At 70.5% G+C, this 22,402-nt stretch carries 22 protein-coding genes and 1 pseudogene; 15 read left to right on the top strand and 8 right to left on the bottom strand.

Annotated elements, in window-relative coordinates:
• The first annotated feature begins 2 nt into the window (after positions 1–2).
• The 3 genes from IM787_RS07935 to IM787_RS07925 are packed head-to-tail and all read left to right on the top strand — an operon-like array spanning position 3 to position 1,938.
• Positions 3–545 carry a KdsC family phosphatase gene (locus IM787_RS07935; RefSeq protein WP_193676092.1) on the top strand — a complete coding sequence of 181 codons (543 nt, stop codon included), beginning with the start codon at positions 3–5 and terminating at the stop codon, positions 543–545.
• Positions 542–1,162 carry an LPS export ABC transporter periplasmic protein LptC gene (lptC, locus tag IM787_RS07930; RefSeq protein ID WP_354004372.1) on the top strand — a complete coding sequence of 207 codons (621 nt, stop codon included), beginning with the start codon at positions 542–544 and terminating at the stop codon, positions 1,160–1,162. The genes IM787_RS07935 and lptC overlap by 4 nt, the downstream gene beginning before the upstream one ends.
• Positions 1,162–1,938 (top strand): SDR family oxidoreductase, encoded by a 777-nt coding sequence (locus IM787_RS07925; RefSeq protein ID WP_193676091.1) that lies wholly within the window; start codon positions 1,162–1,164, stop codon positions 1,936–1,938. The genes lptC and IM787_RS07925 overlap by 1 nt, the downstream gene beginning before the upstream one ends.
• A gap of 55 nt (positions 1,939–1,993) precedes the next feature.
• Here IM787_RS07925 and rbp (IM787_RS07920) read toward each other — a convergent pair whose 3' ends face one another.
• The 3 genes and pseudogenes from rbp (IM787_RS07920) to IM787_RS07910 all read right to left on the bottom strand — a co-directional run bounded on the left by rbp (IM787_RS07920) (position 1,994) and on the right by IM787_RS07910 (position 4,533).
• Positions 1,994–2,482 (bottom strand): RNA-binding regulator, encoded by a 489-nt coding sequence (gene rbp / locus IM787_RS07920; protein WP_193676090.1) that lies wholly within the window; start codon positions 2,480–2,482, stop codon positions 1,994–1,996.
• 256 nt (positions 2,483–2,738) lie between these two features.
• Positions 2,739–3,131 (bottom strand): annotated as a pseudogene (gene rbp / locus IM787_RS07915) (RNA-binding regulator); the annotation flags it as partial.
• Positions 3,132–3,330: 199 nt separating this feature from the next.
• Positions 3,331–4,533 carry an ammonium transporter gene (locus IM787_RS07910; protein ID WP_193676088.1) on the bottom strand — a complete coding sequence of 401 codons (1,203 nt, stop codon included), beginning with the start codon at positions 4,531–4,533 and terminating at the stop codon, positions 3,331–3,333.
• Positions 4,534–4,662: 129 nt separating this feature from the next.
• On the opposite strand from IM787_RS07910, the gene IM787_RS07905 reads away from it, so the two are divergent.
• The 7 genes from IM787_RS07905 (at position 4,663) to otnI (ending at position 11,309) form a co-directional block, all read left to right on the top strand.
• Positions 4,663–5,220: a TMEM165/GDT1 family protein gene (locus IM787_RS07905; protein ID WP_193676087.1), complete on the top strand. Its 558-nt coding sequence runs from the start codon at positions 4,663–4,665 to the stop codon at positions 5,218–5,220.
• Between the two features lie 116 nt (positions 5,221–5,336).
• Positions 5,337–6,500 (top strand): homoserine O-succinyltransferase MetX, encoded by a 1,164-nt coding sequence (gene metX, locus IM787_RS07900; protein WP_193676086.1) that lies wholly within the window; start codon positions 5,337–5,339, stop codon positions 6,498–6,500.
• Complete coding sequence (gene metW, locus IM787_RS07895) at positions 6,497–7,081, top strand: methionine biosynthesis protein MetW (RefSeq protein ID WP_193676085.1); 585 nt, start codon at positions 6,497–6,499, stop codon at positions 7,079–7,081. Before metX ends, metW begins: the two co-directional genes overlap by 4 nt.
• A gap of 87 nt (positions 7,082–7,168) precedes the next feature.
• Complete coding sequence (locus tag IM787_RS07890; protein WP_193676084.1) at positions 7,169–8,032, top strand: chromate resistance protein ChrB domain-containing protein; 864 nt, start codon at positions 7,169–7,171, stop codon at positions 8,030–8,032.
• Entirely contained in the window at positions 8,029–9,408 is a 1,380-nt protein-coding gene (gene chrA / locus IM787_RS07885) for a chromate efflux transporter (RefSeq protein ID WP_193676083.1), read from the top strand. Before IM787_RS07890 ends, chrA begins: the two co-directional genes overlap by 4 nt.
• A 64-nt stretch (positions 9,409–9,472) precedes the next feature.
• Positions 9,473–10,483, top strand: coding sequence for a D-erythronate dehydrogenase (denD, locus tag IM787_RS07880; RefSeq protein WP_193676082.1), 1,011 nt, complete (start codon positions 9,473–9,475; stop codon positions 10,481–10,483).
• Between the two features lie 7 nt (positions 10,484–10,490).
• Positions 10,491–11,309: a 2-oxo-tetronate isomerase gene (otnI, locus tag IM787_RS07875; protein ID WP_193676081.1), complete on the top strand. Its 819-nt coding sequence runs from the start codon at positions 10,491–10,493 to the stop codon at positions 11,307–11,309.
• On the opposite strand, the gene IM787_RS07870 is transcribed toward otnI, so the two are convergent.
• Entirely contained in the window at positions 11,293–11,754 is a 462-nt protein-coding gene (locus tag IM787_RS07870; protein WP_193676080.1) for a DUF421 domain-containing protein, read from the bottom strand. The genes otnI and IM787_RS07870 overlap by 17 nt on opposite strands.
• Positions 11,755–11,867: 113 nt before the next feature.
• On the opposite strand from IM787_RS07870, the gene IM787_RS07865 reads away from it, so the two are divergent.
• Complete coding sequence (locus IM787_RS07865; RefSeq protein WP_193676079.1) at positions 11,868–12,458, top strand: IMPACT family protein; 591 nt, start codon at positions 11,868–11,870, stop codon at positions 12,456–12,458.
• Position 12,459: 1 nt separating this feature from the next.
• On the opposite strand, the gene IM787_RS07860 is transcribed toward IM787_RS07865, so the two are convergent.
• On the bottom strand, positions 12,460–13,212 hold the full coding sequence (locus tag IM787_RS07860; RefSeq protein WP_193676078.1) for a DUF72 domain-containing protein: 753 nt from the start codon (positions 13,210–13,212) through the stop codon (positions 12,460–12,462).
• 49 nt (positions 13,213–13,261) lie between these two features.
• Here IM787_RS07860 and IM787_RS07855 point away from each other — a divergent pair, with 49 nt between their 5' ends.
• Together IM787_RS07855 and IM787_RS07850 are read left to right on the top strand one after the other, a co-directional pair.
• Entirely contained in the window at positions 13,262–14,728 is a 1,467-nt protein-coding gene (locus IM787_RS07855) for a M20 family metallopeptidase (RefSeq protein ID WP_193676077.1), read from the top strand.
• Between the two features lie 59 nt (positions 14,729–14,787).
• Positions 14,788–15,636 carry an alpha/beta hydrolase gene (locus IM787_RS07850; protein WP_193676076.1) on the top strand — a complete coding sequence of 283 codons (849 nt, stop codon included), beginning with the start codon at positions 14,788–14,790 and terminating at the stop codon, positions 15,634–15,636.
• On the opposite strand, the gene IM787_RS07845 is transcribed toward IM787_RS07850, so the two are convergent.
• The 3 genes from IM787_RS07845 to IM787_RS07835 are packed head-to-tail and all read right to left on the bottom strand — an operon-like array spanning position 15,608 to position 18,587.
• Positions 15,608–16,777 (bottom strand): MFS transporter, encoded by a 1,170-nt coding sequence (locus tag IM787_RS07845; protein ID WP_193676075.1) that lies wholly within the window; start codon positions 16,775–16,777, stop codon positions 15,608–15,610. The genes IM787_RS07850 and IM787_RS07845 overlap by 29 nt on opposite strands.
• Positions 16,774–17,487, bottom strand: coding sequence for a 16S rRNA (uracil(1498)-N(3))-methyltransferase (locus tag IM787_RS07840; protein WP_193676074.1), 714 nt, complete (start codon positions 17,485–17,487; stop codon positions 16,774–16,776). The genes IM787_RS07845 and IM787_RS07840 overlap by 4 nt, the downstream gene beginning before the upstream one ends.
• Positions 17,487–18,587, bottom strand: coding sequence for an aminoglycoside phosphotransferase family protein (locus tag IM787_RS07835; protein WP_193676073.1), 1,101 nt, complete (start codon positions 18,585–18,587; stop codon positions 17,487–17,489). The genes IM787_RS07840 and IM787_RS07835 overlap by 1 nt, the downstream gene beginning before the upstream one ends.
• A gap of 70 nt (positions 18,588–18,657) precedes the next feature.
• Here IM787_RS07835 and IM787_RS07830 point away from each other — a divergent pair, with 70 nt between their 5' ends.
• Together IM787_RS07830 and IM787_RS07825 are read left to right on the top strand one after the other, a co-directional pair.
• Positions 18,658–21,024, top strand: coding sequence for an LPS-assembly protein LptD (locus IM787_RS07830; protein WP_193676072.1), 2,367 nt, complete (start codon positions 18,658–18,660; stop codon positions 21,022–21,024).
• A 12-nt stretch (positions 21,025–21,036) separates the two neighbouring features.
• The gene (locus IM787_RS07825; protein ID WP_193676071.1) at positions 21,037–22,398 is read left to right on the top strand and encodes a peptidylprolyl isomerase; all 1,362 of its coding nucleotides are present in this window, start codon (positions 21,037–21,039) and stop codon (positions 22,396–22,398) included.
• The last annotated feature ends 4 nt before the right edge of the window (positions 22,399–22,402 follow it).

The following is a 22,402-nucleotide window of genomic DNA, read 5'->3' as shown; positions in this document are numbered from 1 at the left end:
GCGTGCAGGCGACCCTCACCTTCCCGCCCGAGACCCTGCTCGCCGCGCAGGGCATCCGCGCCTGCTTCTTCGACATCGACGGCGTCATGACCGATGGCGGGCTGCTGTTCTCCGAGGAGGGCGAGACGCTCAAGCGCTTCCACATCCTCGACGGGCTGGGCCTGAAGCTGCTGCAGCGCGGCGGCATCGTGCCGGTCGTGATCACCGGCCGCGATTCCAGGCCGCTGCGCCGGCGGCTCGAGGCGCTGGGCGTGACGCACGTGCACTACGGCACCGAGGACAAGCTGCCGGCGGCGCAGGCCTCGCTCGACCAGCTCGGGTTCACCTGGGCGCAGGCGGCCGCCATCGGCGACGACTGGCCGGACCTCCCCGTGCTGCGGCGCAGCGCCTTCGCGGCGGCGCCGGCGAACGCCCATGCCGAGGTGCGGGCGCAGGCCGATTACGTCACGCAGGCGGCCGGCGGCCACGGCGCGGCGCGCGAACTCTGCGACCTGCTCCTGGTGGCGTCGGGCCGGTACGCGGAGTTGCTGGAGGCTTACCGGTGAGGACCGTGCGCGGCTTCGGCCGCGCGTGGGACCGCGTCAGCCTCTACCTGCCCGTCATCCTGATGGGCCTGCTGGCGCTGGGCACCTACTGGCTGGCGCGCAACACGCCCACGTTCGCGCCCGCCGCGGCGCAGCGCGCGCCGGTGCACGAGCCGGACTACTTCCTGCGCGGCTTCTCGGTGAAGGCCTTCGACCCGGCCGGCCGCATGAAGAGCGAGATCCGCGGCGTCGAGGCGCGCCACTACCCCGACACCGACACGATGGAGGTGGACGAGCCGCGCATCCGCTCGGTCAACGCGCGCGGCGCGCTGATCGTCGCCACCGCGAAGAAGGCGATCAGCAACGGGGACGCCTCGCAGGTGCAGCTGATCGGCAATGCGGTGGTCACGCGCGAGGCGCCGGCCGACAACCCGGCGCCGCGGCTGGAGATCCGGGGCGACTTCCTCCACGTGTTCGTCGAGGAAGAACGGGTGCGATCGCACCAGCCGGTGGTGCTCAAGCGCGGCAACGACGTCTTCGAAGGCGACAGCCTCGCGTTCGACAACCTGGAGCGGGTGCTGGAACTCAAGGGCCGGGTGCGCGGCACCCTGCAGCCGAACCGCGGCACCGCCCCGTGATGGCACCGCTGGCGTTCATCACCGGGGCCTCGAGCGGCATCGGCCAGGCACTGGCCTGGCGCTACCACCAGGCGGGCTACCGGCTGGCCCTGGTGGCGCGCCGCACCGACGAGATCGTGCGCTGGGCGGCGTCGCGCGGCCTGCCGCCCGCCGACTGGCGCGTGTACGGCGCGGACGTCGCGGTGACGGACAGCATCGTCGCCGCGGGCCGCGAGTGCCTGGCGCAGCAGGGGGTGCCCGACATCGTCATCGCCAACGCGGGCATCAGCGTCGGCATGGACACCGCGCACCGCGAGGACATCGACGTGATGGCCCGCATCTACGCGATCAACAACATCGGGCTCGCGGCGACCTTCCACCCCTTCATCGAAGCCATGCGGGCGCGCGGCAGCGGCACGCTGGTGGGCATCGCCAGCGTCGCCGGCATCCGGGGGCTGCCGGGACACGCCGGCTACTGCTCCAGCAAGGCAGCGGTCATCAGCTATTGCGAGAGCCTGCGCGGGGAGCTGCGGGGCAGCGGCGTGAAGGTGGTGACGATCTCGCCGGGCTACGTGGACACGCCGCTCACGCGCGGGAACCGCTACGCCATGCCTTTCCTGATGACGCCGGACGCTTTTGCCGACGCCGCCTTCCGCACCATCGCCGCCGGCCGCAGCTACCGCGTGATCCCGTGGCAGATGGGCGTCGTGGCCAAGGTGCTGCGCCTGTTGCCGAATCCGCTGTTCGACGCCGTGCTGGTCGGCCGCGCGCGCAAGCACCGCGGCGACGGCCTCTGATCCGAAACGAAAAAGGCTCCCGCGGGAGCCCTTCTTTCATCCGGAAACGCGCCGGTCAGTAGCTGTTGCCGCCGCCACCGTAGCCGCCACCACCGCCGCCGGAGCGGCCGCCGCCCCGGGGACCCGCGCCATAGGGGCTGCGGAAGCCGCCGTCCTGGCCGCCACCACCGCCGTAGCCACCACCGCCGCCTTCGCGCCGGCCGCCACCATAGCCGCCGCCGCCCGAGCGGCCGCCACCACCACCGTAGCCGCCGCCACCCCCGCCGCCGCCGAAGCCGCCGCTGCGCGGGCGGTTCTCCATCGGGCGGGCTTCGTTGACGACCACGCTGCGGCCGCCCATGGACTGGCCGTTCATGCCTTCGATGGCGGCCTGCGCCTCGGCATCGCTGCCCATTTCGACGAAACCGAAGCCCTTGGAGCGTCCGGTCTCGCGCTCCATCATGACCTTGGCGCTGGTGACCTGGCCGAACTGGCTGAACGCCTGCTCGAGGTCGCTGTCGCGCACCTGGTAGGGAAGGTTGCCCACGTACAGTTTGTTGCCCATCGAAGGGACTCCTGGAAAAAACATGACGAACGAAGCGATGGAGTCCCGAAAACGCATTCAACGCAAAAGCGACGCGAAAGGCACCTGTTCACCGCAACCCGCGTGAAACTGCTTGACCACGCGATTCCATTATGGAGCAGATCATCGGGGGCATGGCAAGGGGGTGGCTGCCCTAAGCAGGCATGAAAAAAGGGCCCGGAGGCCCTTTCGTTGCATTGCGGACTGGCCGCGCAGCTGCTGCTCAGTAACGGTCGCGGCCACCGCCGCCGCCGCCGTAGCCGCCGCCACCGCCGCCTTCGCGACGGCCGCCGCCGAAGCCGCCGCCACCACCACCGCCGCCGCCGAAGCCGCGGCCACCACCGCCGCCGCCGCCAAAGCCGCCGCCGCCACCGCTACGCGGTTCCATCGGACGGGCTTCGTTGACCACCAGACCACGGCCGCCGATCTGCTGGCCGTTCATGCCTTCGATCGCGGCTTGCGCCTCGGCCGGGCTGCCCATTTCGACGAAGCCGAAACCCTTGGAGCGGCCGGTGTCACGTTCCATCATGACCTTGGCGCTGGTGACAGTGCCGAACTGCGCGAACGCCTGTTCCATGTCGCTGTCGCGGAAAGAGTAGGGAAGGTTCCCCACGTAAAGCTTGTTGCCCATTACGGACTCCTGAGAAAAAACGCAAAAACGCGATGGAGAGTCCGCAAACGCAATCAAAACCACGCGAGACCGACAAACACCGCAAACCTGTGGACCCCGTGGCCCACGGGCGCATTATGCGCATGGATTTGGAAAAGCAACATGGGAAGGCCGCGGAACCCGTGCCGCCGCGCCATTTTCGGCATGCGCGCGACACCCGCTACCAGTTGGCCTCGCGTTCCGGCGTCGAGCCGATCTTGTGGATCGCGAGGTCGGCGCCGGTCTGCTCTTCCTCGGCGGACAGGCGCAGGCCCATCACTTTCCGCAGCACGCCGTACAGCGCGAAGCCGGCGAGGAGCGCCCAGCCGACGCCGATCAGGCTGCCGATCAGCTGGGCCATGAAGTTGACGCCGCCCAGCCCGCCGAAGGCCCCCGTGCCGAAGATGCCGGCGGCGATGCCGCCCCACAGGCCGCACAGGCCGTGCAGCGGCCACACGCCCAGGACGTCGTCGATCTTCCAGCGGTTCTGCGTCAGGGTGAACAGCACGACGAAGATCGCGCCGGCCACGCCGCCCACCACGAAGGCGCCGCCCGGGTGCATCAGGTCGCTGCCCGCGCAGACCGCGACCAGGCCCGCCAGCGGCCCGTTGTGCACGAAGCCGGGGTCGTTGCGGCCGATCAGGGTGGCCGCCAGCGTGCCGCCCACCATCGCCATCAGCGAGTTCACGGCCACCAGGCCGGACACCTTGTCGATCGTCTGGGCGCTCATCACGTTGAAGCCGAACCAGCCGACGGTGAGGATCCACGCGCCGAGCGCCAGGAAGGGGATGTTGGAGGGCGGGTGCGCGGAGATCGCGCCGTCCTTGCGGTAACGGTTGCTGCGCGCACCGAGCAGGACCACGGCGGTGAGCCCCAGCCAGCCGCCCACCGCATGGACGACGATCGAGCCGGCGAAATCGTGGAACTCGTCGCCGGTCAGCCCCTTGATCCAGGCCTGGATGCCGAAGCGCTGGTTCCAGGCGACGCCTTCGAACAGCGGGTAGACCAGGCCCACGATGACGGCGGTCGCGATCAGCTGCGGGCCGAAGCGGGCGCGTTCGGCGATGCCGCCGGAGATGATGGCCGGGATGGCCGCGGCGAACGTGAGCAGGAAGAAGAACTTCACCAGGTCGTAGCCGTTGCGGGCCACCAGCTGCTCGGCGCCGACCAGGAAGGACGTGCCGTAGGCGACGGCGTAGCCGACCAGGAAATAGGCGACCGTGGACACCGAGAAGTCGACCAGGATCTTGACGAGCGCGTTGACCTGGTTCTTCTTGCGGACCGTGCCCAGCTCCAGGAAGGCGAATCCCGAATGCATGGCCAGGACCATGATGGCGCCCAGCAGGATGAACAGGACGTCCGAGCCCTGTTTTAGTGCTTCCATGGTGACCCCTTTGGATGAAATGCTTGGTTGTGGTGCGTTCTGGCGGCCATTCGCGGGGCCGCACCAAAACTAAGCAAAAAGTGCGCCGGGATCGTGCGTGCACCGGCGCGCCCTAGAATCCCGGGTCTCTTGGAAGCATTTCTCGTCTCGACGGGCATCGTCGCCCTGGCGGAGATGGGCGACAAGACGCAGCTGCTCTCGCTGGTCCTGGCCGCCCGGTTCCGCAAGCCCTGGCCGATCGTCCTGGGCATCCTCGTCGCCACCCTGGTGAACCACGCCCTCGCTGGCGCGGTCGGCGCCTGGGTCACGCAGTGGCTCGGCCCGCAGGCGCTGCGCTGGGTGCTGGGCGTGTCCTTCATCGCCATGGCCGGCTGGATGCTCATCCCCGACAAGCTGGACGAGGACGACACGGCGAAGGTGCCGCGCTTCGGCGTGTTCGGCACCACGCTGGTCGCCTTCTTCCTCGCGGAGATGGGCGACAAGACGCAGGTGGCCACCGTGGTGCTGGCCGCGCGCTTCGACGCCTGGGCGGCGGTCGTGGCGGGCACGACGCTGGGAATGATGCTGGCGAACGCCCCCGTGGTGTGGTTCGGCGAGCGCATCACGCGCCGCGTGCCGATCCGGGCGGTGCACGTCGTCGGCGCCCTCGTCTTCGCGGTCCTCGGGGTGCTGGCCCTCGTGTCCTGAGGCTGGCTATACTCGGGCCCAGCGCCGATTTGCCTCGCTTGCGGGCGCTCAATAAATACCGCTAAAGATGGAGCCGAACCCGGCCCGCTTTCGCGGCCGGGTTTTTCGTTTCCACCATGACCTTCGTCGCCACGCCCCGGTCCATGTCGTTCGACGCGCCGCTCGCGCTGCAGAGCGGCGCCTCGATCCGCGGCTACTCGCTCGCCTACGAGACCTATGGCACCCTCAACGCCGAGCGCAGCAATGCCGTCCTGATCTGCCATGCCCTCAACGCCTCGCACCACGTGGCCGGCGTCTACGAGGGACAGGAGAAATCCGAGGGCTGGTGGGACACCATGATCGGCCCCGGCAAGCCGGTGGACACCGACCGCTTCTTCGTCATCGGCGTGAACAACCTGGGCTCCTGCTTCGGCTCCACCGGGCCGATGCACGTCAATCCGGACACCGGCCGCGTCTACGGCGCCGACTTCCCGGTGGTGACGGTCGAGGACTGGGTGAATGCGCAGGCGCGGCTGCTCGATGCGCTGGGCATCCAGTCGCTGGCGGCCGTCATGGGAGGCAGCCTCGGCGGCATGCAGGCCTTGTCGTGGACGCTGCAGTATCCGCAGCGCGTGCGGCATGCGGTGGTGGTGGCGAGCGCGCCCAACCTCAACGCCGAGAACATCGCGTTCAACGAAGTCGCCCGCCGTGCGATCGTCACCGACCCGGACTTCCACGGCGGCCACTTCTACCGGCACAACGTGATCCCCAAGCGCGGGCTGCGCATCGCGCGGATGATCGGCCACATCACCTACCTGTCCGACGACGTCATGAACGAGAAGTTCGGGCGCCAGCTCCGGGAAGGCCTCGACCTGCGCTACACCACGCAGGACATCGAGTTCCAGATCGAGAGCTACCTGCGCCACCAGGGCGACAAGTTCAGCGAGTACTTCGACGCCAACACCTACCTGCTGATCACGCGGGCGCTCGACTACTTCGACCCGGCCAAGCGCACCAACGGCCACCTGGCCAAGGCGCTGGCGGTGGCCACCGCCAAGTTCCTGCTGGTGAGCTTCAGCACCGACTGGCGCTTCTCGCCGGCGCGCAGCCGCGAGATCGTCAAGGCGCTGCTGGACAACCGGCGCGACGTCAGCTACGCCGAGATCGATGCGCCGCACGGGCACGACGCCTTCCTGCTGGAGGACGCGCGCTACCTGGCGGTCGTGCGGTCCTACTTCGAGCGCATCGCGGCCGAATCGCCGGCGAACGTGCGCGAGCTGCCCGCGGGAGCCGTGCTGTGACGGACAAGGCCACCTTGCATTCGATCGCGCGGCTCGTTCCCGTCGGTTCGCGCGTTCTCGACCTCGGCTGCGGCGACGGCGCGCTGCTGGACCACCTGCAGCGAGAGCGCGGCTGCAGCGGCTACGGCATCGAACTCGCCGACGAGAACGTGCTGGCCTGCGTGAAGCGGGGCGTCAACGTGATCCAGCTGAACCTGGACCAGGGCCTGTCGCTGTTCGACGACGACACCTTCGACGTGGTGCTGCAGATCGACACGCTGCAGCACCTGCGCAACGCCGAGACCATGCTGCGCGAGACCGCGCGGGTCGGCAAGCTGGGCATCGTGGCCTTCCCCAACTTCGCGCACTGGCCGAACCGGCTCTCGATCGTGCGCGGCCGCATGCCCGTCACCAAGCGCCTGCCCTACCAGTGGTACGACACGCCCAACATCCGCGTCGGCACCTTCAAGGACTTCGAGGTGCTCGCCACCAAGAACCGCCTGGTGGTGCTGGATTCCTTCGGCCTGCAGGACGGCGAGGAGCGGCGCTTCCTGCCGAATCTCACCGCCGGCACCGCGGTCTTCAAATTCGAGCGCGGATGATTTAGGATGCGTGCATCGGGAACACAGCCTCCCGGTTTCCCAGACGGTGTCCCGTCCAAGCGCTGGCAACCCTCCGTTGGACTGACCATGGACACCGCATTGCCTTCCATTTCCCCCGCAGAACTCATCCCGCGACTCGGCCGCGCCGACGCGCCCTTGCTGCTCGACGTGCGCCGGCGCGCCCGTTTCGACCCCGCCACCTCCCTCCTCCCCGGCGCCCGCTACTGCGCGCCGGAAGACGTCGCCGCCTTCGCCCGCCGCGAGGCACCGCGCGAGGTCGTCGTGTACTGCGTGTACGGCCACGAGGTGAGCCACGGGGCGACGCAGCTCCTGCGCGACGCCGGCTGGAACGCCCGTTACCTGCAGGGCGGCATCGAGGGCGGAGAGGCCGGCGTCGACCGGCTGGAGGACATCGGCCGCTGGCGCGGCACGCCGCTGCCGCGCATGGCCAAGCGGCCGGACCTCGGCGTCACGGGCGAGCGCCCTTCGCGCTGGATCACGCGCGCGCGGCCCAAGATCGACCGCATCGCCTGCCCCTGGCTGATCCTGCGTTTCATCGACCCGCGTGCGCAGTTCTTCTATGCGCCGGCGGACGAAGTGTTCGCGCAGGCGAAGAAGCTGGACGCGATCCCGTTCGACATCGAGAACGCGCCGATCTCGCACGTCTGGGAGCGCTGCAGCTTCGATGCGCTGCTGCAGGCCTTCGATCTGCGGCTGCCGGCGCTCGATGCGCTGGCGGCGATCGTGCGCGGCGCCGACACCAGCCGGCTGGACCTCACCGCGCAAAGCGGCGGGCTGCTCGCGCTGTCGCTGGGCCTGTCGCGCCTGCACGCCGACGACCACGCCATGCTGCAGGCGGCGCTGCCGCTGTACGACGCCTTGTACGCCTGGTGCCGTGAAGGCCGGGGCGAGACGCACAGCTGGACGGCGCACGCGGCGGCCGCGGCATGAGCGCGGTGATCGTGGAAACGCCCGGGGCGGCGCTTGCGCCGGCCGCGGTGAGTTTCGCGGAGGCTTTCCGCTTCTGGCTGAAGCTGGGGTTCATCAGCTTCGGCGGTCCGGCCGGGCAGATCGCGATCATGCACCGCGAACTGGTGGAGCAGAGGCGCTGGATCAGCGAGCGGCGCTTCCTGCACGCGCTGAACTACTGCATGCTGCTGCCCGGTCCCGAGGCCCAGCAGCTCGCCACCTACATCGGCTGGCTGATGCACCGCACCTGGGGCGGCATCGTCGCCGGCGGGCTGTTCGTGCTGCCCTCGCTGTTCATCCTGGTCGGGCTCGGCTGGGTGTACCTCGCCTTTGGCGACGTGAACTGGGTCGCGGGCCTGTTCTACGGCATCAAGCCCGCCGTCGCCGCGATCGTGCTGCATGCGGTGTGGCGCATCGGCAGCCGCACGCTGCGCAGTCCGCGGCAGGTGCCGCTGCTGTGGGCGATCGCGCTCGGCAGCTTCGTGGCGATCGCCTGGCTCAAGGTGCCGTTCCCCTGGATCGTGCTGGCCGCCGGCTTGATCGGGTTCTTCGGATCGCGCTTCGCGCCGGGGCAGTTCGCCGGCGGCGGCGGGCATGCCGGCGGCGGCCGCAGCTGGGGCCCGGCGCTGATCGACGACGACACGCCGACGCCTGCGCACGCACGCTTCAGCCGGTCGCACCTGCTGGCCATCGCCGCCGTCGGTGCGTTGCTGTGGCTGTTGCCGATGGGCATGCTGGTCGCGGTGCACGGCTGGCAGGGCACGCTGGCGCAGATGGGTTGGTTCTTCACCAAGGCGGCCCTGCTCACGTTCGGCGGCGCCTATGCCGTGCTGCCGTACGTGTACCAGGGTGCGGTGGAGCACCACCAGTGGCTGACCGGGCCGCAGATGATCGACGGCCTGGCGCTCGGCGAAACGACGCCCGGGCCCCTCATCATGGTCGTCGCTTTCGTCGGTTTCGTCGGCGGCTGGACACGGCAGGTGCTCGGGCCGGACGCGCTGTTCCTGGCCGGCGCGCTCGCGGCCACCGTGGTGACCTGGTTCACCTTCCTCCCCTCGTTCCTGTTCATCCTGGCCGGCGGGCCGCTGGTGGAATCCACGCACGGGCAGCTGCGCTTCACGGCGCCGCTGACGGCGATCACCGCCGCCGTGGTCGGCGTGATCGCGACGCTGGCGCTCTTCTTCCTGGACCACATCGCGCGCGCGGCGCCGACGCCGGGCTGGCCGGTCGACCTGGTGTCGCTGGCGCTCACCGCGGCGGCGGCGGTCGCACTGTTCCGCTTCAAGCTCGGGGTGATCCCGGTGATCGCCGGGTGCGCGCTGGTGGGCATGGCGCTGCGGCTGGCGGGCCTGGCCTGAGCGCCGCCGGAATAGCGGTCATTCCCGCATTCGCAGGGCCGGCCGCCTCCGCTATCCTGCGGCCATGAACATCCTGATCACCGGCGGTGCCGGCTTCCTCGGCGCCCGGCTGGCGCGCGCGCTGCTCGCCGCGGGCAGCTTCACCCTGCGCGGCGCCGCCCCGCGCCGCATCGAACAGGTCGTGCTGGCCGACCGCGGGCCCGCGCCGGCCGACCTGCTGGCCGACCCGCGCGTGCGCAGCGTGCAAGGCGACCTGATCGAGCTGGTGCAGCAGCGCGCGCTGCCGGCTGCCGGCACCGACGCCGTCTTCCACCTGGCGGCCGCCGTCAGCGGCGAATGCGAAGCCGATTTCGAGCTGGGCATGCGCAGCAACCTCGACACCACGCGCGCGTTGCTGGAAGCCTGCCGCGCGCTAGGCACCTCGCCGGTGTTCGTGTTCGCCAGCTCCCTGGCCGTGTTCGGCCAGGCGCCGGGCCAGCCGCCGCTGGGCACGATGCACGACGACACGCTGCCGACGCCGCAGGGCAGCTACGGCATCCAGAAGTTCATCTGCGAACAACTGGTGGCCGACTACACGCGCAAGGGTTTCGTCGCCGGCCGCAGCGTGCGGCCGATGACGGTGGTGGTGCGACCCGGGCGCCCGAACGGCGCGGCTTCCGGCTTTTTCAGCGGCATGATCCGCGAGCCCCTGGCCGGCGAACGCGCGCGCGTGCCGGTGCCGCCGGAAACACCGGTGGCGCTGGCCTCGCCCTCGCGCACCATCGAAGGCTTCGTGCGCGCGGCGACCGCATCCGACGCGGAATGGGGCCCGCGCACCGCGATCAACCTGCCTTCGCTCTCGACCACCGTCGGCGACATGGCCGCAGCGCTGGAACGCGTCGCCGGCAAGGAAGCCACATCGCTGCTGGACTGGGAGAACGACCCCGCCATCGAGAAGCTGGTGCGCAGCTGGCCCGGCAGCGTGGCGTGGGACCGTGCGCGCGGCCTCGGGCTGCAGGCCGATCCCGACTTCGCGTCCATCGTGCGCGACTACGTGGCGGAGAACCGCTCCGCCGTGCGCCTTTCGGTGGGTTGAGGACGCCGTGCCCAAGTTCGCCGCCAACCTGTCCATGCTCTACCCGGAGCTGCCCTTCCTGGAGCGCTTCGAGGCCGCCGCGCGCGACGGCTTCCGCGCGGTCGAGTACCTGTTCCCGTACGAGTACGAGGCGCGCGAACTGGCGGCGCGGCTGAAGGACCACGGGCTGCATCAGGTGTTGTTCAATGGCGCGCCGGGCCAGTGGGCCAGCGGCGAGCGCGGCATGGCGTGCCTGCCCGGGCGGGAGCAGGAGTTCCAGGAGAGCATCGTGCAGGCGCTGCGCTATGCCGAAGCCTTGTCCTGCCCGCGCATCCACGTCATGGGCGGCCTGGTGCCGGAGGGCATGGAGCGCAGCGAAGTGCGCGCCACCTATGTCGGCAACATCCGCCACGCGGCGCGCGAGGCGGCCCGGCAGGGCGTGAACCTGCTGCTGGAGCCGATCAACACGCGCGACATCCCGCGCTTCTTCCTCAACCGGCAGGACCACGCGCACGAGCTGGTCGCGGAGATCGGCGCCCTGAACGTGCAGGTGCAGATGGACCTGTACCACTGCCAGATCGTCGAAGGCGACGTGGCGATGAAGATCCGCCAGTACCTCCCCACGGGGAAGGTCGGCCACTTCCAGATCGCCGGCGTGCCGCAGCGGCACGAGCCCGACGTTGGCGAGCTGAACTACCCGTACCTGTTCTCGGTGATCGACGAGGTCTCGGCGGCCTGCGGCTGGGACGGCTGGGTGGGTTGCGAGTACCGGCCGGCGCGCGGCGCCGAACCCGGCGGCACCAGCGCGGGGCTGGGCTGGATGCGCGGCCTCACTGCTTCTTCATGATGTTGATGTTGCCGTCGGCCTCGAGGATCGCCATGCGCATGTCCTCGATCTGGCAGTCGGCCCCGCGCAGCGCCTTCTCGACGTCCGAGCGCGGCACGCGCTGGTGCAGCAGCACGTCGTCGTAGATCACGCCGTCGCGGCCGATCAGCACCGGTTTGCCCTGCAGCACCGCGTCGGCCTTCTGGCTGCGCGCGGTGAGGAAGGCGATCACGACGTCGAGCAGAACGAGCGTCGCCGCGACGATCAATCCGCCGGGCAGCGATTCGTCGCCGCCGCCCAGCGACCCGGTGACGCCCTCGGCCAGCAGCATCACCACGATCAGGTCGAAGGGGGTGAACTGGCCCACGGTCCGCTTGCCCGTGATGCGCACCATCACCAGCAGGACCAGGTAGACGACGCTGGCGCGCACGACGAATTCCCACCAGGGGGCTTGCATGTCGAACATGGCTCTTCCTTTGTTCTGGGTGGATGACTCTGCAGTGAGTGGACCAGCAGACGCGCCATGAACGTGTGGGAGTGCCGCGCGTGGGCTTGTCGGCGCTCTGGCATCCTCGCGCCATGGCCCTGACGCTCGCCACCGCCGTGCACAGCGAACTCGTCGTGAAGAAGAGCCGCTTCATCGGCTGCGTGCAGCCGGTGGCCGGGCGTGCCGAGGCGCTCGTCGTGGTGGACGCCCTGCGCGTGCAGCATCCCGGGGCCGCGCATGTCTGCTGGGCCTTGCTGGCAGGGGGCCAGTCGGCCGCGAACGACGACGGCGAACCCGGCGGCACGGCCGGGCGGCCGATGCTGGAGGTCCTGCGCCACCAGCAGCTCGAGGGCGTGCTGGCGACCGTGGTGCGCTACTTCGGCGGCATCAAGCTCGGGGCCGGCGGCCTGGTGCGCGCGTACACCGACGCCGTCGCCCAGGCCTTGCTGCATGCCGAGAAGAAGCCGCTGCGGCGCACGCTCACCTTCCGCTGCGCGGTGGCCTACGCCCTGGAAGGCATGGTGCGGCGCGAGGTGCAGGCCGCCGGCGCGGTGCTCGGGCCGGTGCTGCACGGCGATGCGGTCGAAGTGAGCTTCAGCGTCGACGAGGATGCGGCGGCCGCGCTGCGAGCCCGCCTGGAAGACGCCAGCCAGGGCAGCCTGCGCTGGCTGGACGCGGCCTGAGTCAGGCGGCGAGCTGCTTCAGGAATTCCTGCGCGGCGGCCGGCGCGCGCTCCTTCGCCCCGTTGATGAAGAAGACGAAGGCTTCGTTCGCCTCGGCGAGCCGCGTCCACTCGCGCGCGCCTTTCACCCAGGTCGTGATCTCCTCCGGCGCGTAGCCGGTGGGCCGGTCCGCTTCGCTGCGCATCAGGCGCAGGTAGGCCAGCGGGCTGCGCGCGTGCGGGATGGAGGGGAACTTGTCCGAATCCGTGTAGACCGTGGTGCAGTCGTGGCGTGCCAGCAGGTCCAGGAAGGCTTCGGTCGCGAAGCTCGGGTGGCGCACGTCCAGCACGTGGCGCAGCGGCCGGCCTGCCACCTCGCGCGGCAACAGGCGCAGGAAGTCCTCGAGGTCGTCGGGGCGGAACGGCGTCGTGGGCATCAGCTGCCACAGGATCGGTCCGAGCTTGTCGCCCAGCTCCGCGATGCCGCTGCCGATGAAGCGCTCGACGCCTTCCTGCGCGCCGGCGAGCTCGCGCCGGTGCGTGGTGAAGCGGTGCGCCTTGAGCGAGAACACGAACCCGTCCGGCGTCTCGTCGCGCCACTTGGCGAACGTGGCGGGCTTGAAGGTGCTGTAGAAGGTGCCGTTGACCTCGATGGCGGTGAGCTGCCGGCTCGCGTAGTGCAGCTCGCGGCTGTGCGGCAGCCCCGCGGGATAGAAATTGTTCCGCCAGGGCTCGAAGGTCCAGCCGCCGACGCCGACGTGGATGCGGGGTTTCATGGGGGCGCGTACAGTGGGGCATCCGCATTCTTCACCGAAAAGCCCTGCCATGAATGCTCCCCGCGACATTCCCTCCACCCTGCTCGACAGCGCCGCCGTCCTGGACCAGGTCACGCGCCAGTGGGACGGCGACATCGTCCGCCAGCTGACCGACTACATCGCCATCCCGGCCAAGTCGCCGAACTTCGATCCGGACTGGGCGCAGCACGGCTACATCGAGACGGTGCTGCGCAACGCCGCGGCCTGGGTGGAGGCGCAGAAGGTCGACGGATTGAAGCTGGAGATCGTGCGCCTGCCGGGCCGCACGCCGGTGCTGTTCTTCGAGGTCGAGGGGACCAAGGCCGACGCCCGGCAGACCGTGCTGATGTATGGCCACCTGGACAAGCAGCCCGAGTTCACCGGCTGGCGCGCCGACCTCGGGCCGTGGACGCCGAAGTACGAGGACGGCAAGCTGTTCGGGCGCGGTGGCGCCGACGACGGCTATGCGGTCTACGCCAGCATCGCCGCGGTGCAGGCGCTGAAGGCGCAGGGCAAGCCGCATCCGCGCATCGTCGGCCTCGTGGAGACCTGCGAGGAATCCGGCTCGCACGACCTGCTGCCCTACGTCGACGCGCTGCGGCCGCGGCTGGGCGACGTCGGGCTGGTGATCTGCCTCGACTCGGGCGCCGGCAACTACGACCAGCTGTGGCTCACGACCTCGCTGCGCGGCCTGGCCGGCGGGACGCTGAAGGTGCAGATCCTGACCGAAGGCGTGCACTCGGGCGACGCCTCGGGCCTGGTGCCCTCCAGCTTCCGCATCATGCGGCAGGTGCTGGACCGGCTGGAGGACAGCAAGACGGGCCGCCTGTTGCCGGCCAGCTTCCATTGCGAGGTGCCCGCCGACCGGCTGGCGCAGGCGAAGGCCACGGCCGCGATCCTGGGCGAGGAGGTGTACAAGCGTTTCCCCTGGGCGCATGCCGATTGCGGCGGCGCGGTGCAGACGGCGCTCCCGACCACCACCGACCCGGTGCAGGCGCTGATCAACCGCACCTGGACGCCGACGCTGTCGGTCACCGGGGCGGAAGGCTTCCCGGCGATGCAGGACGCCGGCAACGTGCTTCGGCCCTACACCGCCTTCAAGCTGTCGCTGCGCCTGCCGCCGCTGATCGACGCGGCCGCGGCCGTGCAGGAGCTCAAGACGCTGCTGGAAGACAACGCGCCCTACCAGGCCAAAGTCACCTTCGAGACCAACGGCGCGGCCTCCGGCTGGAACGCGCCGGCCACCACGCCGTGGTTCGAACGGGCCCTGAACGCCGCTTCCCTGGCCCATTTTGGTGCGCCGGTCGGCTACATCGGGCAAGGCGGCACGATCCCGCTGATGAACATGCTCAGCCAGGGCTTCCCGACGGCGCAGATGATGGTCTGCGGCGTGCTCGGCCCGCGCAGCAACGCCCACGGCCCGAACGAGTTCCTGCACGTTCCCTACGCCAAGCGCCTGACGGCGGCGGTGGCGGAGGTGATGGCGCAGATGCCCTGAGCGGGACCACCCAAACGGGCCATTGACACGGGCATCGGTGCGGCCATCATTCCGCACCGATGAGAACGCCCGGTTCCGATTCCACCCTGACCACGTACACCGCCAGCGACGGTGACAACCTCGCCGTGCAGGACTGGCCCCTGCCCGAGGAGGCGCAGCCGCGCGCGCTGGTGCTGGTGGTGCACGGCCTGGGCGAACACGCGGGCCGCTACGACGCCTTCGCGCGCCGCCTCAACGCCTGGGGCTTCGCGGTGCGCGGCTACGACCAGCACGGCCACGGCGAATCCGGCGGCCCGCGCGGCGGCCTGCCGCAGTCCGGCCGGCTGATCGACGATCTGGGCGACCTGGTCGAAAGCACGCGCGCCCGCATGCCGGGCGTGCCGCTGGTGCTGCTCGGGCACAGCATGGGCGGCGTGGTCGCGGCGGGCTTCGTCGCGCGCGCCGTGGCGCCGGTGGATGCGCTGGTGCTGTCGTCGCCGGCGCTGGCCACGCGCCTGAACGCGGTCCAGAAGCTGCTGATGGCGATCGTGCCGCGGATCGCGCCGAACCTGGCCGTGTCCAACGGGCTCGATCCGCAGTGCCTGTCGCACGATCCCGCCGTGGTCGAGGCCTACCGCAAGGACCCGCGGGTGCACGACCGCGTGACCGGCCGGCTGGCACGGTTCATCCAGGACGAGGGCGAGCGCGTCCGCGCCAGCGCCCCCCGGTGGGAGCTGCCGACGCTGCTGCTCTATGCCGGCGACGACCGCATCGTCGACCCGGACGGCAGCGTGATGTTCGCGGAGCACGCGCCGCGCGAGGTCGTCACCACGCGCTGCTTCCCCACGCTGTGGCACGAGATCTTCAACGAGCGCGACGCCGACCCGGTGTTCGAGGCGCTCAGGCAGTGGCTGGACGCGCGTTTCTGAACGCCAGCCAGCCCAGCCCGCCCATCACCAGCGCCAGCGGCACGAGCGAACCGACGTTCAGCAGCGTCCAGCCCTGCGTGGTGACCAGCACGCCGGAGGCGAACGAGGTGAACGCCAGCGTGGCGAAGATGAAGAAGTTCAGCGCCGCCTGCGCCCTGTCCTTCTCCTCCGGTGCATAGGTGGTCAGCGCCAGCGTGGTGCTGCCGGTGAAGAGGAAGTTCCAGCCCACGCCCAGCAGGAACAGCGCGATGGTGAAGTTGTGCAGCTCCACGCCGGCCAGCGCGATCGCGATGCAGCCGAGGTTGAGCGCCGCGCCGACGGTCATCACCGGCAGCGTGCCGAAGCGCTTGATCAGGTGGCCGGTGAAGAAGCCGGGCGCGAACATCCCGATCACGTGCCACTGCAGCACGAAGGCCGCGTCGCCGAAGGGCAGCCCGCACTGCTGCATGGCCAGCGGCGTCGCGGCCATCAGCAGGTTCATCACGCCGTAGCCGAGCGCGCCCGCCAGGGCCGCGACGAGGAAGGCTGGCTGCCGCATCAGCTGCGCGACCGAACGGCCGCTGCGCGCCGTGCCGCGGGGCGGCGCCGGCGGGAATCGCATGAACGCCAGCACGACCATCGCCAGCACGGCCACGCCGGCGAGTGCCAGGTAGGCGCCGGCGAAGGGCACCGTCGCCCAGTCGCGCGTGCTGGAGGCGAGGTTGGGTCCGATGACCGCGCCGAGCAGTCCGCCCGCCATCACCAGCGACACCGCCTTCTCGCGCATGGCGGGTTCGGCGAGTTCGGCCGAGGCGAAGCGGTACAGCCCGCCATTGGCGCTGTAGTAGCCGGCCAGGACCGTGCCGGCGCAGACGAGCCAGAAGTTGGCGGTGGTGATCGCATAGGCGCACAGCAGCGCGGAACCTGCCGCCACCAGCAGCCCGAGCTGGAAGGCGCGCTGGCGGCCGAAGCGGGCCTGCGAGCGCGCGACCAGGCCGGTGAACAGGGCGCTGCCGACCACGTAGCCCATGACGGGCACCGTGGCCATCCAGCCGTACGGCGCCAGCGCCAGCCCCACCAGGCCGTTGATGGCGATGAAGGTGACGTTGTTGGTGAGGAAGAGGCCCTGCAGCAGGGCGAGCAGCCAGAGGTTGCGGTTCATGCGGCGGCCAGGGTGAGCACCGCCAGGGCGGCGAGCGGCGCGGTTTCGGCGCGCAGCACGCGCGGACCCAGCCGCACCGGCGTCCAGCCGCGCGCGAAGGCGGCCTCTTCTTCCGGCGGCGCCAGTCCGCCTTCCGGGCCGCTGAGGAGCGTGATCTCGGTGCGGTCGCCAGCCGCCGGGACGACGGGCTGGCTGCCGTCGCGCAGCGACAGCACGAGCCCGGCCGGGGCGCTGCCGGCCAGCCAGACGGGGAAGGCTTGCACCGGGTGCACCGCCGGCACGCGGTTGCGTCCGCTCTGCTCGCACGCGGCGATGGCCACGCCCTGCCAGTGCGCCTGCTTCTTCTGCGCGCGCTCGCCGGAAAGGCGCAGCACGCTGCGCTCGGTCACCAGCGGCTGGATGGAGGCCACGCCGAGCTCCGTCGCCTTCTCCACCAGCCAGTCCATGCGTTCGTTGGCGGGCATGCCCACGGCCAGGTGGACGGCCACGGCCGCTTCGCATTCGACCGGCCGGTGCGCGCCGACCTCGACCCGCACCTCGCTGCGGCCCATGTGCTCGACCACGGCCTGGTACTCGCCGCCGCGCCCGTCGAACAGCGTGATGCCGTCGCCGGGCTGCAGGCGCAGCACCTGCACGTGGCGGGCCGCGCCCGGCGGCAGCGCCAGTCGGGCACCGGCGGCGAGCGGCAGCGCGCAGTGGATGCGCGGCACTAGACGCGCCCGAAGGCGAAGCCGGTGACGGCGTCGCTGCCCTCCACCTGGTCGATCAGGCGGGCCAGCGGCGCCAGCTCGCGGTAGCGGCTGGTGGTCGCGCGGATGTAGGCGATGAAGCGCGGCGCATCGGCCAGGTACTTGGGCTTGCCGTCGCGCAGCGTCAGCCGCGCGAAGATGCCGGCGACCTTCAGGTGGCGCTGCAGGCCCATCCACTCGACGCCGCGGTAGAACTCGCCGAAGTCGGCATCCACCGGCAGCCCGGCCTTCTGGGCCTTCTGCCAGTAGCGCACGGTGATGTCCAGCACGAACTCCTCGTCCCAGCTCAGGAAGGCGTCGCGCATCAGGCAGGCGATGTCGTACGTGATGGGGCCGTGCACCGCGTCCTGGAAGTCCAGCACGGCCAGGCGCGGCTCCGCGGGATCGCGCGGGATCATCAGGTTGCGCGGCATGAAGTCGCGGTGCACGTAGACGCTGGGCGCGGCCAGGTTGCGTTCCACGATCAGGCGGAACTGCGACTCCAGCGTCTCGCGGGCACTGCCTTCCAGCTGCACGCCGCGATGCTTCGCCAGGTACCAGTCGGGGAACAGCGCCAGCTCGCGCGCCAGCAGGGGCTGGTCATAAGGTGGCAGCACGCCGGGCCTGGACGCCAGCTGCCAGGCGACGAGCGCATCGACCGCGCGCTGGTAAAGCGCCTGGTTGGCCGCGGGCCGGGCGGCATCCACCACTTCGATCATGGTCTGCGAGCCGACGTCGTCGAGCAGCATGAAACCCTGCGGGGCGTCCCAGGCCAGCACGCGCGGGACGTAAAGCCCGGCCTCGGCCATCAGCCCGGCGACCTTGACGAAGGGCGCGCAGTCTTCCCGGTCCGGCGGGGCGTCCATGATGATGTAGGTGGCGGCGTCCGCGCCGTCGACGCGCAGGTAGCGCCGGAAGCTGGCATCCGCCGAGGCGGGGCGCACGGTTTCGGCGCGCAGCCCGTGCGCGGGCGCCACGCCCGCGAGCCAGGCCCGGAAGGCGGCCTCGCGCTGCGGGTCGCTCCAGGCGACCTCCGCCTGCTGGGGGGCGGGGCCGGGGGAGTGCTGCTTGGGATCGCTCATGGATAATCGATTCTACAAATCCAACATGGCCTCGCCGGACGAGCCGGCTGCCGGGGTTCCCCAAGCCTCCATGCATCACCCAAGAAACAAGGCGTCCTCCGCCCGCTTCGCCCTGACCCCGGTGGCCCTGGTCGTGGCGTCGCTGCTGCAGCCGGTGGCGGCCCAGGAACCGTCGGCCGAACCCTCGCCGCGCCTGCGGGCCACGCCGCAACTGCGCGAGGACATCCCGTCCGACGTGCGCCCGCAGCTGCCCACCTTCGTCGAGGGCCAGCGGATCCAGGGCCGCACGGAGCTGGAAACCATCGTCGAGGGCGACGCGGAGCTGCGCCGCGGCGACACGATCATCCGCGCCCGCCGGCTCGAGTACCACCAGGCCGACGACCTGGCGCGCGCCACCGGCGACGTGCGCATCAACAAGGCCGGCAACATCTTCGAAGGCCCGTTGCTGGAGCTGGAGGTGGAGGCCTTCCAGGGCTTCTTCAACGAGCCGCGCTACCGCTTCCTGCGCAACGATGCCTATGGGGAGGCGTCGCGCGTCGACTTCATCGACGAGGACCGCGCGGTCATCCGCAACGCAACCTACACCACCTGCCAGCGCCAGCCGGGGCCCAGCTGGATGCCGGACTGGATCCTGCGCGCCGACTCGATCGCCATCGACCAGGCCAGCGAGACCGGCGTGGCCAAGGGCGCGGTGCTGAGCTTCATGGGGCTGCCGATCCTGCCGGTGCCGTCCCTCAGCTTCCCGCTGGGCGACAAGCGCAAGTCGGGCGTGCTGCCGCCCACGATCGGGCTGGACAACCGCAGCGGCCTCGAAGTGACGCTGCCGTACTACTGGAACATCGCGCCCAACCGCGACGCCACGCTGTACCCGACGCTGATGTCGCGGCGAGGCATCGACATGGGCGCGGAGTTCCGTTACCTGGAGCCGAGCTACAACGGCGAGTGGCGGGCGAACTTCCTGCCCAACGACAAGTTGCGCGACCGCGACCGCTGGGGCTACTCGATCCAGCATTACCAGACGTCGCTGCAGCTGCCGCTGCTGTCGTCGACCAGCCTCTATGCCAACCTGAACCGCGTCAGCGACGACGACTACTGGCGGGACTTCTCGCGCAACTCGGCTTCGCTCACCCAGCGGCTGCTGTCGAACGACGCCGGGCTGTCGTGGGGCATCTCCGACGTCTCCTTCAGCTTCCGCACGCTGAAATGGCAGACCTTGCAGGATCCGGCCAGCATCATCGTGCCGCCGTACGACCGCTCGCCGCAGCTGACGGCGCGGCAGACGCGGGCCAACCTGTGGGGCGGCCTCGAGACGTACTGGGAGGCGGACACCACGCGGTTCTCGTCCGACCCGTCCCTCACGTCGCAGCCGAACGCGCGCCGCAACTACGTGTACGGGCAGGTCAGCCGGCCCTGGCAGGCGCCCGGCTGGTTCGTGATCCCGAAGGCGCAGCTGCACGCGCGCAACTACGACTTCGACGCCCCGACCGCGGCGGGCCAGACCCGCGCCAGCGTGGTCGTCCCGACGTTCAGCCTGGACAGCGGGCTGGTGCTGGAGCGCCAGACCAACCTGTTCGGAACCGCCTTCCTGCAGACGCTCGAGCCGCGCGCGTTCTACGTCTACACGCCGTTCCGCGACCAGAACCGGCTGCCGAACTACGACTCGGGGCTGACGGACTTCAACTTCGCGACGATCTACATCGAGAACCCGTTCATCGGGCACGACCGCATCGCGGACAACAACCTGCTGACGCTGGGGGCGACCACGCGGCTGCTGGATCCGACCACCGGCGCCGAAGCGGCGAAGTTCGCCGTCGCCCAGCGGCTGCGCTTCAAGGACCAGCTCGTCACGCTGCCCGGCACGCCGGCCGTGAGCGAACGCCTGTCGGACCTGCTGTTCGGGGCTTCCGTGAACTTCACGCCGGAGTGGGGCGGCGAGGGCGTGGTCCAGTTCAACCCCAAGACCCGCCGCTCGGTGCGTTCGACGGTGGGCGTGCGCTACAGCCCCGGGCCGTTCCGCGTCGTGAGCGCGGCCTACCGGCTGCAGCGCGGCTACAGCGAGCAGGTCGACATCGGCTGGCAGTGGCCCCTCAACGACCTCTGGGAAGACCGGCGCGGTCCTTCCAGCGGTGCCGGGGGCAGCTGCCAGGGCCGCTGGTACAGCGTGGGCCGCCTGAACGTCAGCCTGCGCGAGCGCCGCCTGGTGGAAGGGCTGCTGGGACTGGAATACGATGCCGGCTGCTGGATCGGCCGGGTCGTCGTCGAGCGTTTCCAGACGGGCTCGTCGACGTCCAACAAGCGGATCCTGTTCCAGCTGGAGTTCAACGGCTTCAGCCGCCTGGGCGCCAATGCGCTGCAGTCGCTCAAGCAGAATATCCCCCGCTACCAGTACCTGCGCGAGCAAGTCAGCACGCCCAGCCGCTTCAGCAATTACGACTAGAGTGCAAGCACGATGAACATCCGACTCCTGGCCGTCCTGGGCCTCTCCTGCGCCACGCTGGCCCTGCCGGCCGCGGCGCAGTTGCGCGCGACGCCGCAGTTCGGCGCCAGCCGGCCCGCGCAGGCCCCCAGCGGGCCCCGCCCGGCCGACTTCATCGTCGCGGTGGTCAACTCCGAGCCGATCACCAACAACGAGGTGCGCAGCCGCATGGTGCGCTACGAGCAGCAGCTGGCGCAGCAGGGATCGCCGATGCCGCCGCGGCCGCAGCTCGCGCGTGAAGTGCTGGACCGCCTGATCACCGAAAAGGCGCAGCTGCAACTGGCACGCGACGCGGGGATCCGCGCCGACGACGCGCTGGTGGACCAGGCCGAACTGACCATCGCCCGCCAGAACGGCATCGAGGTCCCCGAACTGCGCCGCCGCCTCACGGCCGACGGGGTGGACGTGACCAACTTCCGCAACGACCTGCGCAACCAGATCCTGCTGCAGCGCCTGCGCGACCGCGAGCTGGAACAGCGCGCCAAGGTGACGGAGCTGGACGTCGACAATTTCCTGCGCGAGCAGCAGCAGAACGGCGGCGACCCGGCCCTCACCGAACTGAACCTGGCGCACATCCTGGTGGCCGTGCCGGAAACCGCCACGGAAGCGCAGGTCGCCCCGCTGCAGGCGAAGGCGCAGCAACTGCTGCAGCGCGCCCGCGCCGGCGAAGACTTCGCCAAGCTGGCGCGTGAGAACTCCGACGCGGCCGGCGCCGCCCAGACCGGCGGCGTGGTGGGCACGCGCACGGCGGACCGGCTGCCGCCGCTGTTCGTCGACGCCGTGCGCGACGTGCCGCAGGGCGGCGTCGCCAACATCGTGCGTTCGGCGGCCGGCTTCCACGTGGTCAAGGTGCTGGAGAAGCGCCAGCTCGGAGCCGCCGGCGTCACCGTGACGCAGAACCGTGCCCGTCACATCCTGCTGCGGCCGACCGCGCAGCTGAGCGAAGCCCAGGCGCTGCAGCGCCTGGCCGACTTCAAGAAGCGCGTGCAGGGCGGCCAGGCCGACTTCGCGCAGCTGGCCAAGGACAACTCGCAGGACGCCAGCGCCCGCAACGGCGGCGACCTGGGCTGGGCCAGCCCCGGCATGTTCGTGCCCGAGTTCGAGGAGGCGCTCAACAGCCTGGCCCCCGGGCAGATCGCCGACCCCATCGTCAGCCGTTTCGGCGTGCACCTGATCCAGCTGATGGAGCGCCGCCAGTCCACCATGAGCCCGCGCGAGCAGCGCGAGGTGGTGCGCAACCTGGTGCGCGAGCGCAAGCTCGACGAAGCCTACGTGCAGTGGGCGCAGGAAGTGCGCGGCCGCGCGTACGTGGAGCTGCGCGAGCCGCCGCAGTGACGCG

Origin of the sequence: Ramlibacter pallidus (assembly GCF_015070875.1) — a bacterium.
Taxonomy (GTDB): domain Bacteria; phylum Pseudomonadota; class Gammaproteobacteria; order Burkholderiales; family Burkholderiaceae_C; genus Ramlibacter; species Ramlibacter pallidus.
The sequence above is the reverse complement of the archived record's forward strand: the minus strand, read 5'-3'. Positions and strand labels throughout refer to the sequence as shown.

Bases quoted from the DNA above. Each gene is read 5' to 3' on its own strand.
- IM787_RS07870 (WP_193676080.1), bottom strand. From the start codon at position 11,754: ATGTTCGACATGCAAGCCCCCTGGTGGGAATTCGTCGTGCGCGCCAGC.
- IM787_RS07855 (WP_193676077.1), top strand. From the start codon at position 13,262: ATGAATGCTCCCCGCGACATTCCCTCCACCCTGCTCGACAGCGCCGCC.
- rbp (WP_193676090.1), bottom strand. From the start codon at position 2,482: ATGGGCAACAAACTGTACGTGGGCAACCTTCCCTACCAGGTGCGCGAC.
- IM787_RS07850 (WP_193676076.1), top strand. From the start codon at position 14,788: ATGAGAACGCCCGGTTCCGATTCCACCCTGACCACGTACACCGCCAGC.
- IM787_RS07925 (WP_193676091.1), top strand. From the start codon at position 1,162: ATGGCACCGCTGGCGTTCATCACCGGGGCCTCGAGCGGCATCGGCCAG.
- IM787_RS07835 (WP_193676073.1), bottom strand. From the start codon at position 18,587: ATGAGCGATCCCAAGCAGCACTCCCCCGGCCCCGCCCCCCAGCAGGCG.
- metX (WP_193676086.1), top strand. From the start codon at position 5,337: ATGACCTTCGTCGCCACGCCCCGGTCCATGTCGTTCGACGCGCCGCTC.
- IM787_RS07830 (WP_193676072.1), top strand. From the start codon at position 18,658: ATGCATCACCCAAGAAACAAGGCGTCCTCCGCCCGCTTCGCCCTGACC.
- IM787_RS07890 (WP_193676084.1), top strand. From the start codon at position 7,169: ATGGACACCGCATTGCCTTCCATTTCCCCCGCAGAACTCATCCCGCGA.
- IM787_RS07910 (WP_193676088.1), bottom strand. From the start codon at position 4,533: ATGGAAGCACTAAAACAGGGCTCGGACGTCCTGTTCATCCTGCTGGGC.
- chrA (WP_193676083.1), top strand. From the start codon at position 8,029: ATGAGCGCGGTGATCGTGGAAACGCCCGGGGCGGCGCTTGCGCCGGCC.
- IM787_RS07865 (WP_193676079.1), top strand. From the start codon at position 11,868: ATGGCCCTGACGCTCGCCACCGCCGTGCACAGCGAACTCGTCGTGAAG.
- IM787_RS07825 (WP_193676071.1), top strand. From the start codon at position 21,037: ATGAACATCCGACTCCTGGCCGTCCTGGGCCTCTCCTGCGCCACGCTG.
- denD (WP_193676082.1), top strand. From the start codon at position 9,473: ATGAACATCCTGATCACCGGCGGTGCCGGCTTCCTCGGCGCCCGGCTG.
- IM787_RS07845 (WP_193676075.1), bottom strand. From the start codon at position 16,777: ATGAACCGCAACCTCTGGCTGCTCGCCCTGCTGCAGGGCCTCTTCCTC.
- IM787_RS07860 (WP_193676078.1), bottom strand. From the start codon at position 13,212: ATGAAACCCCGCATCCACGTCGGCGTCGGCGGCTGGACCTTCGAGCCC.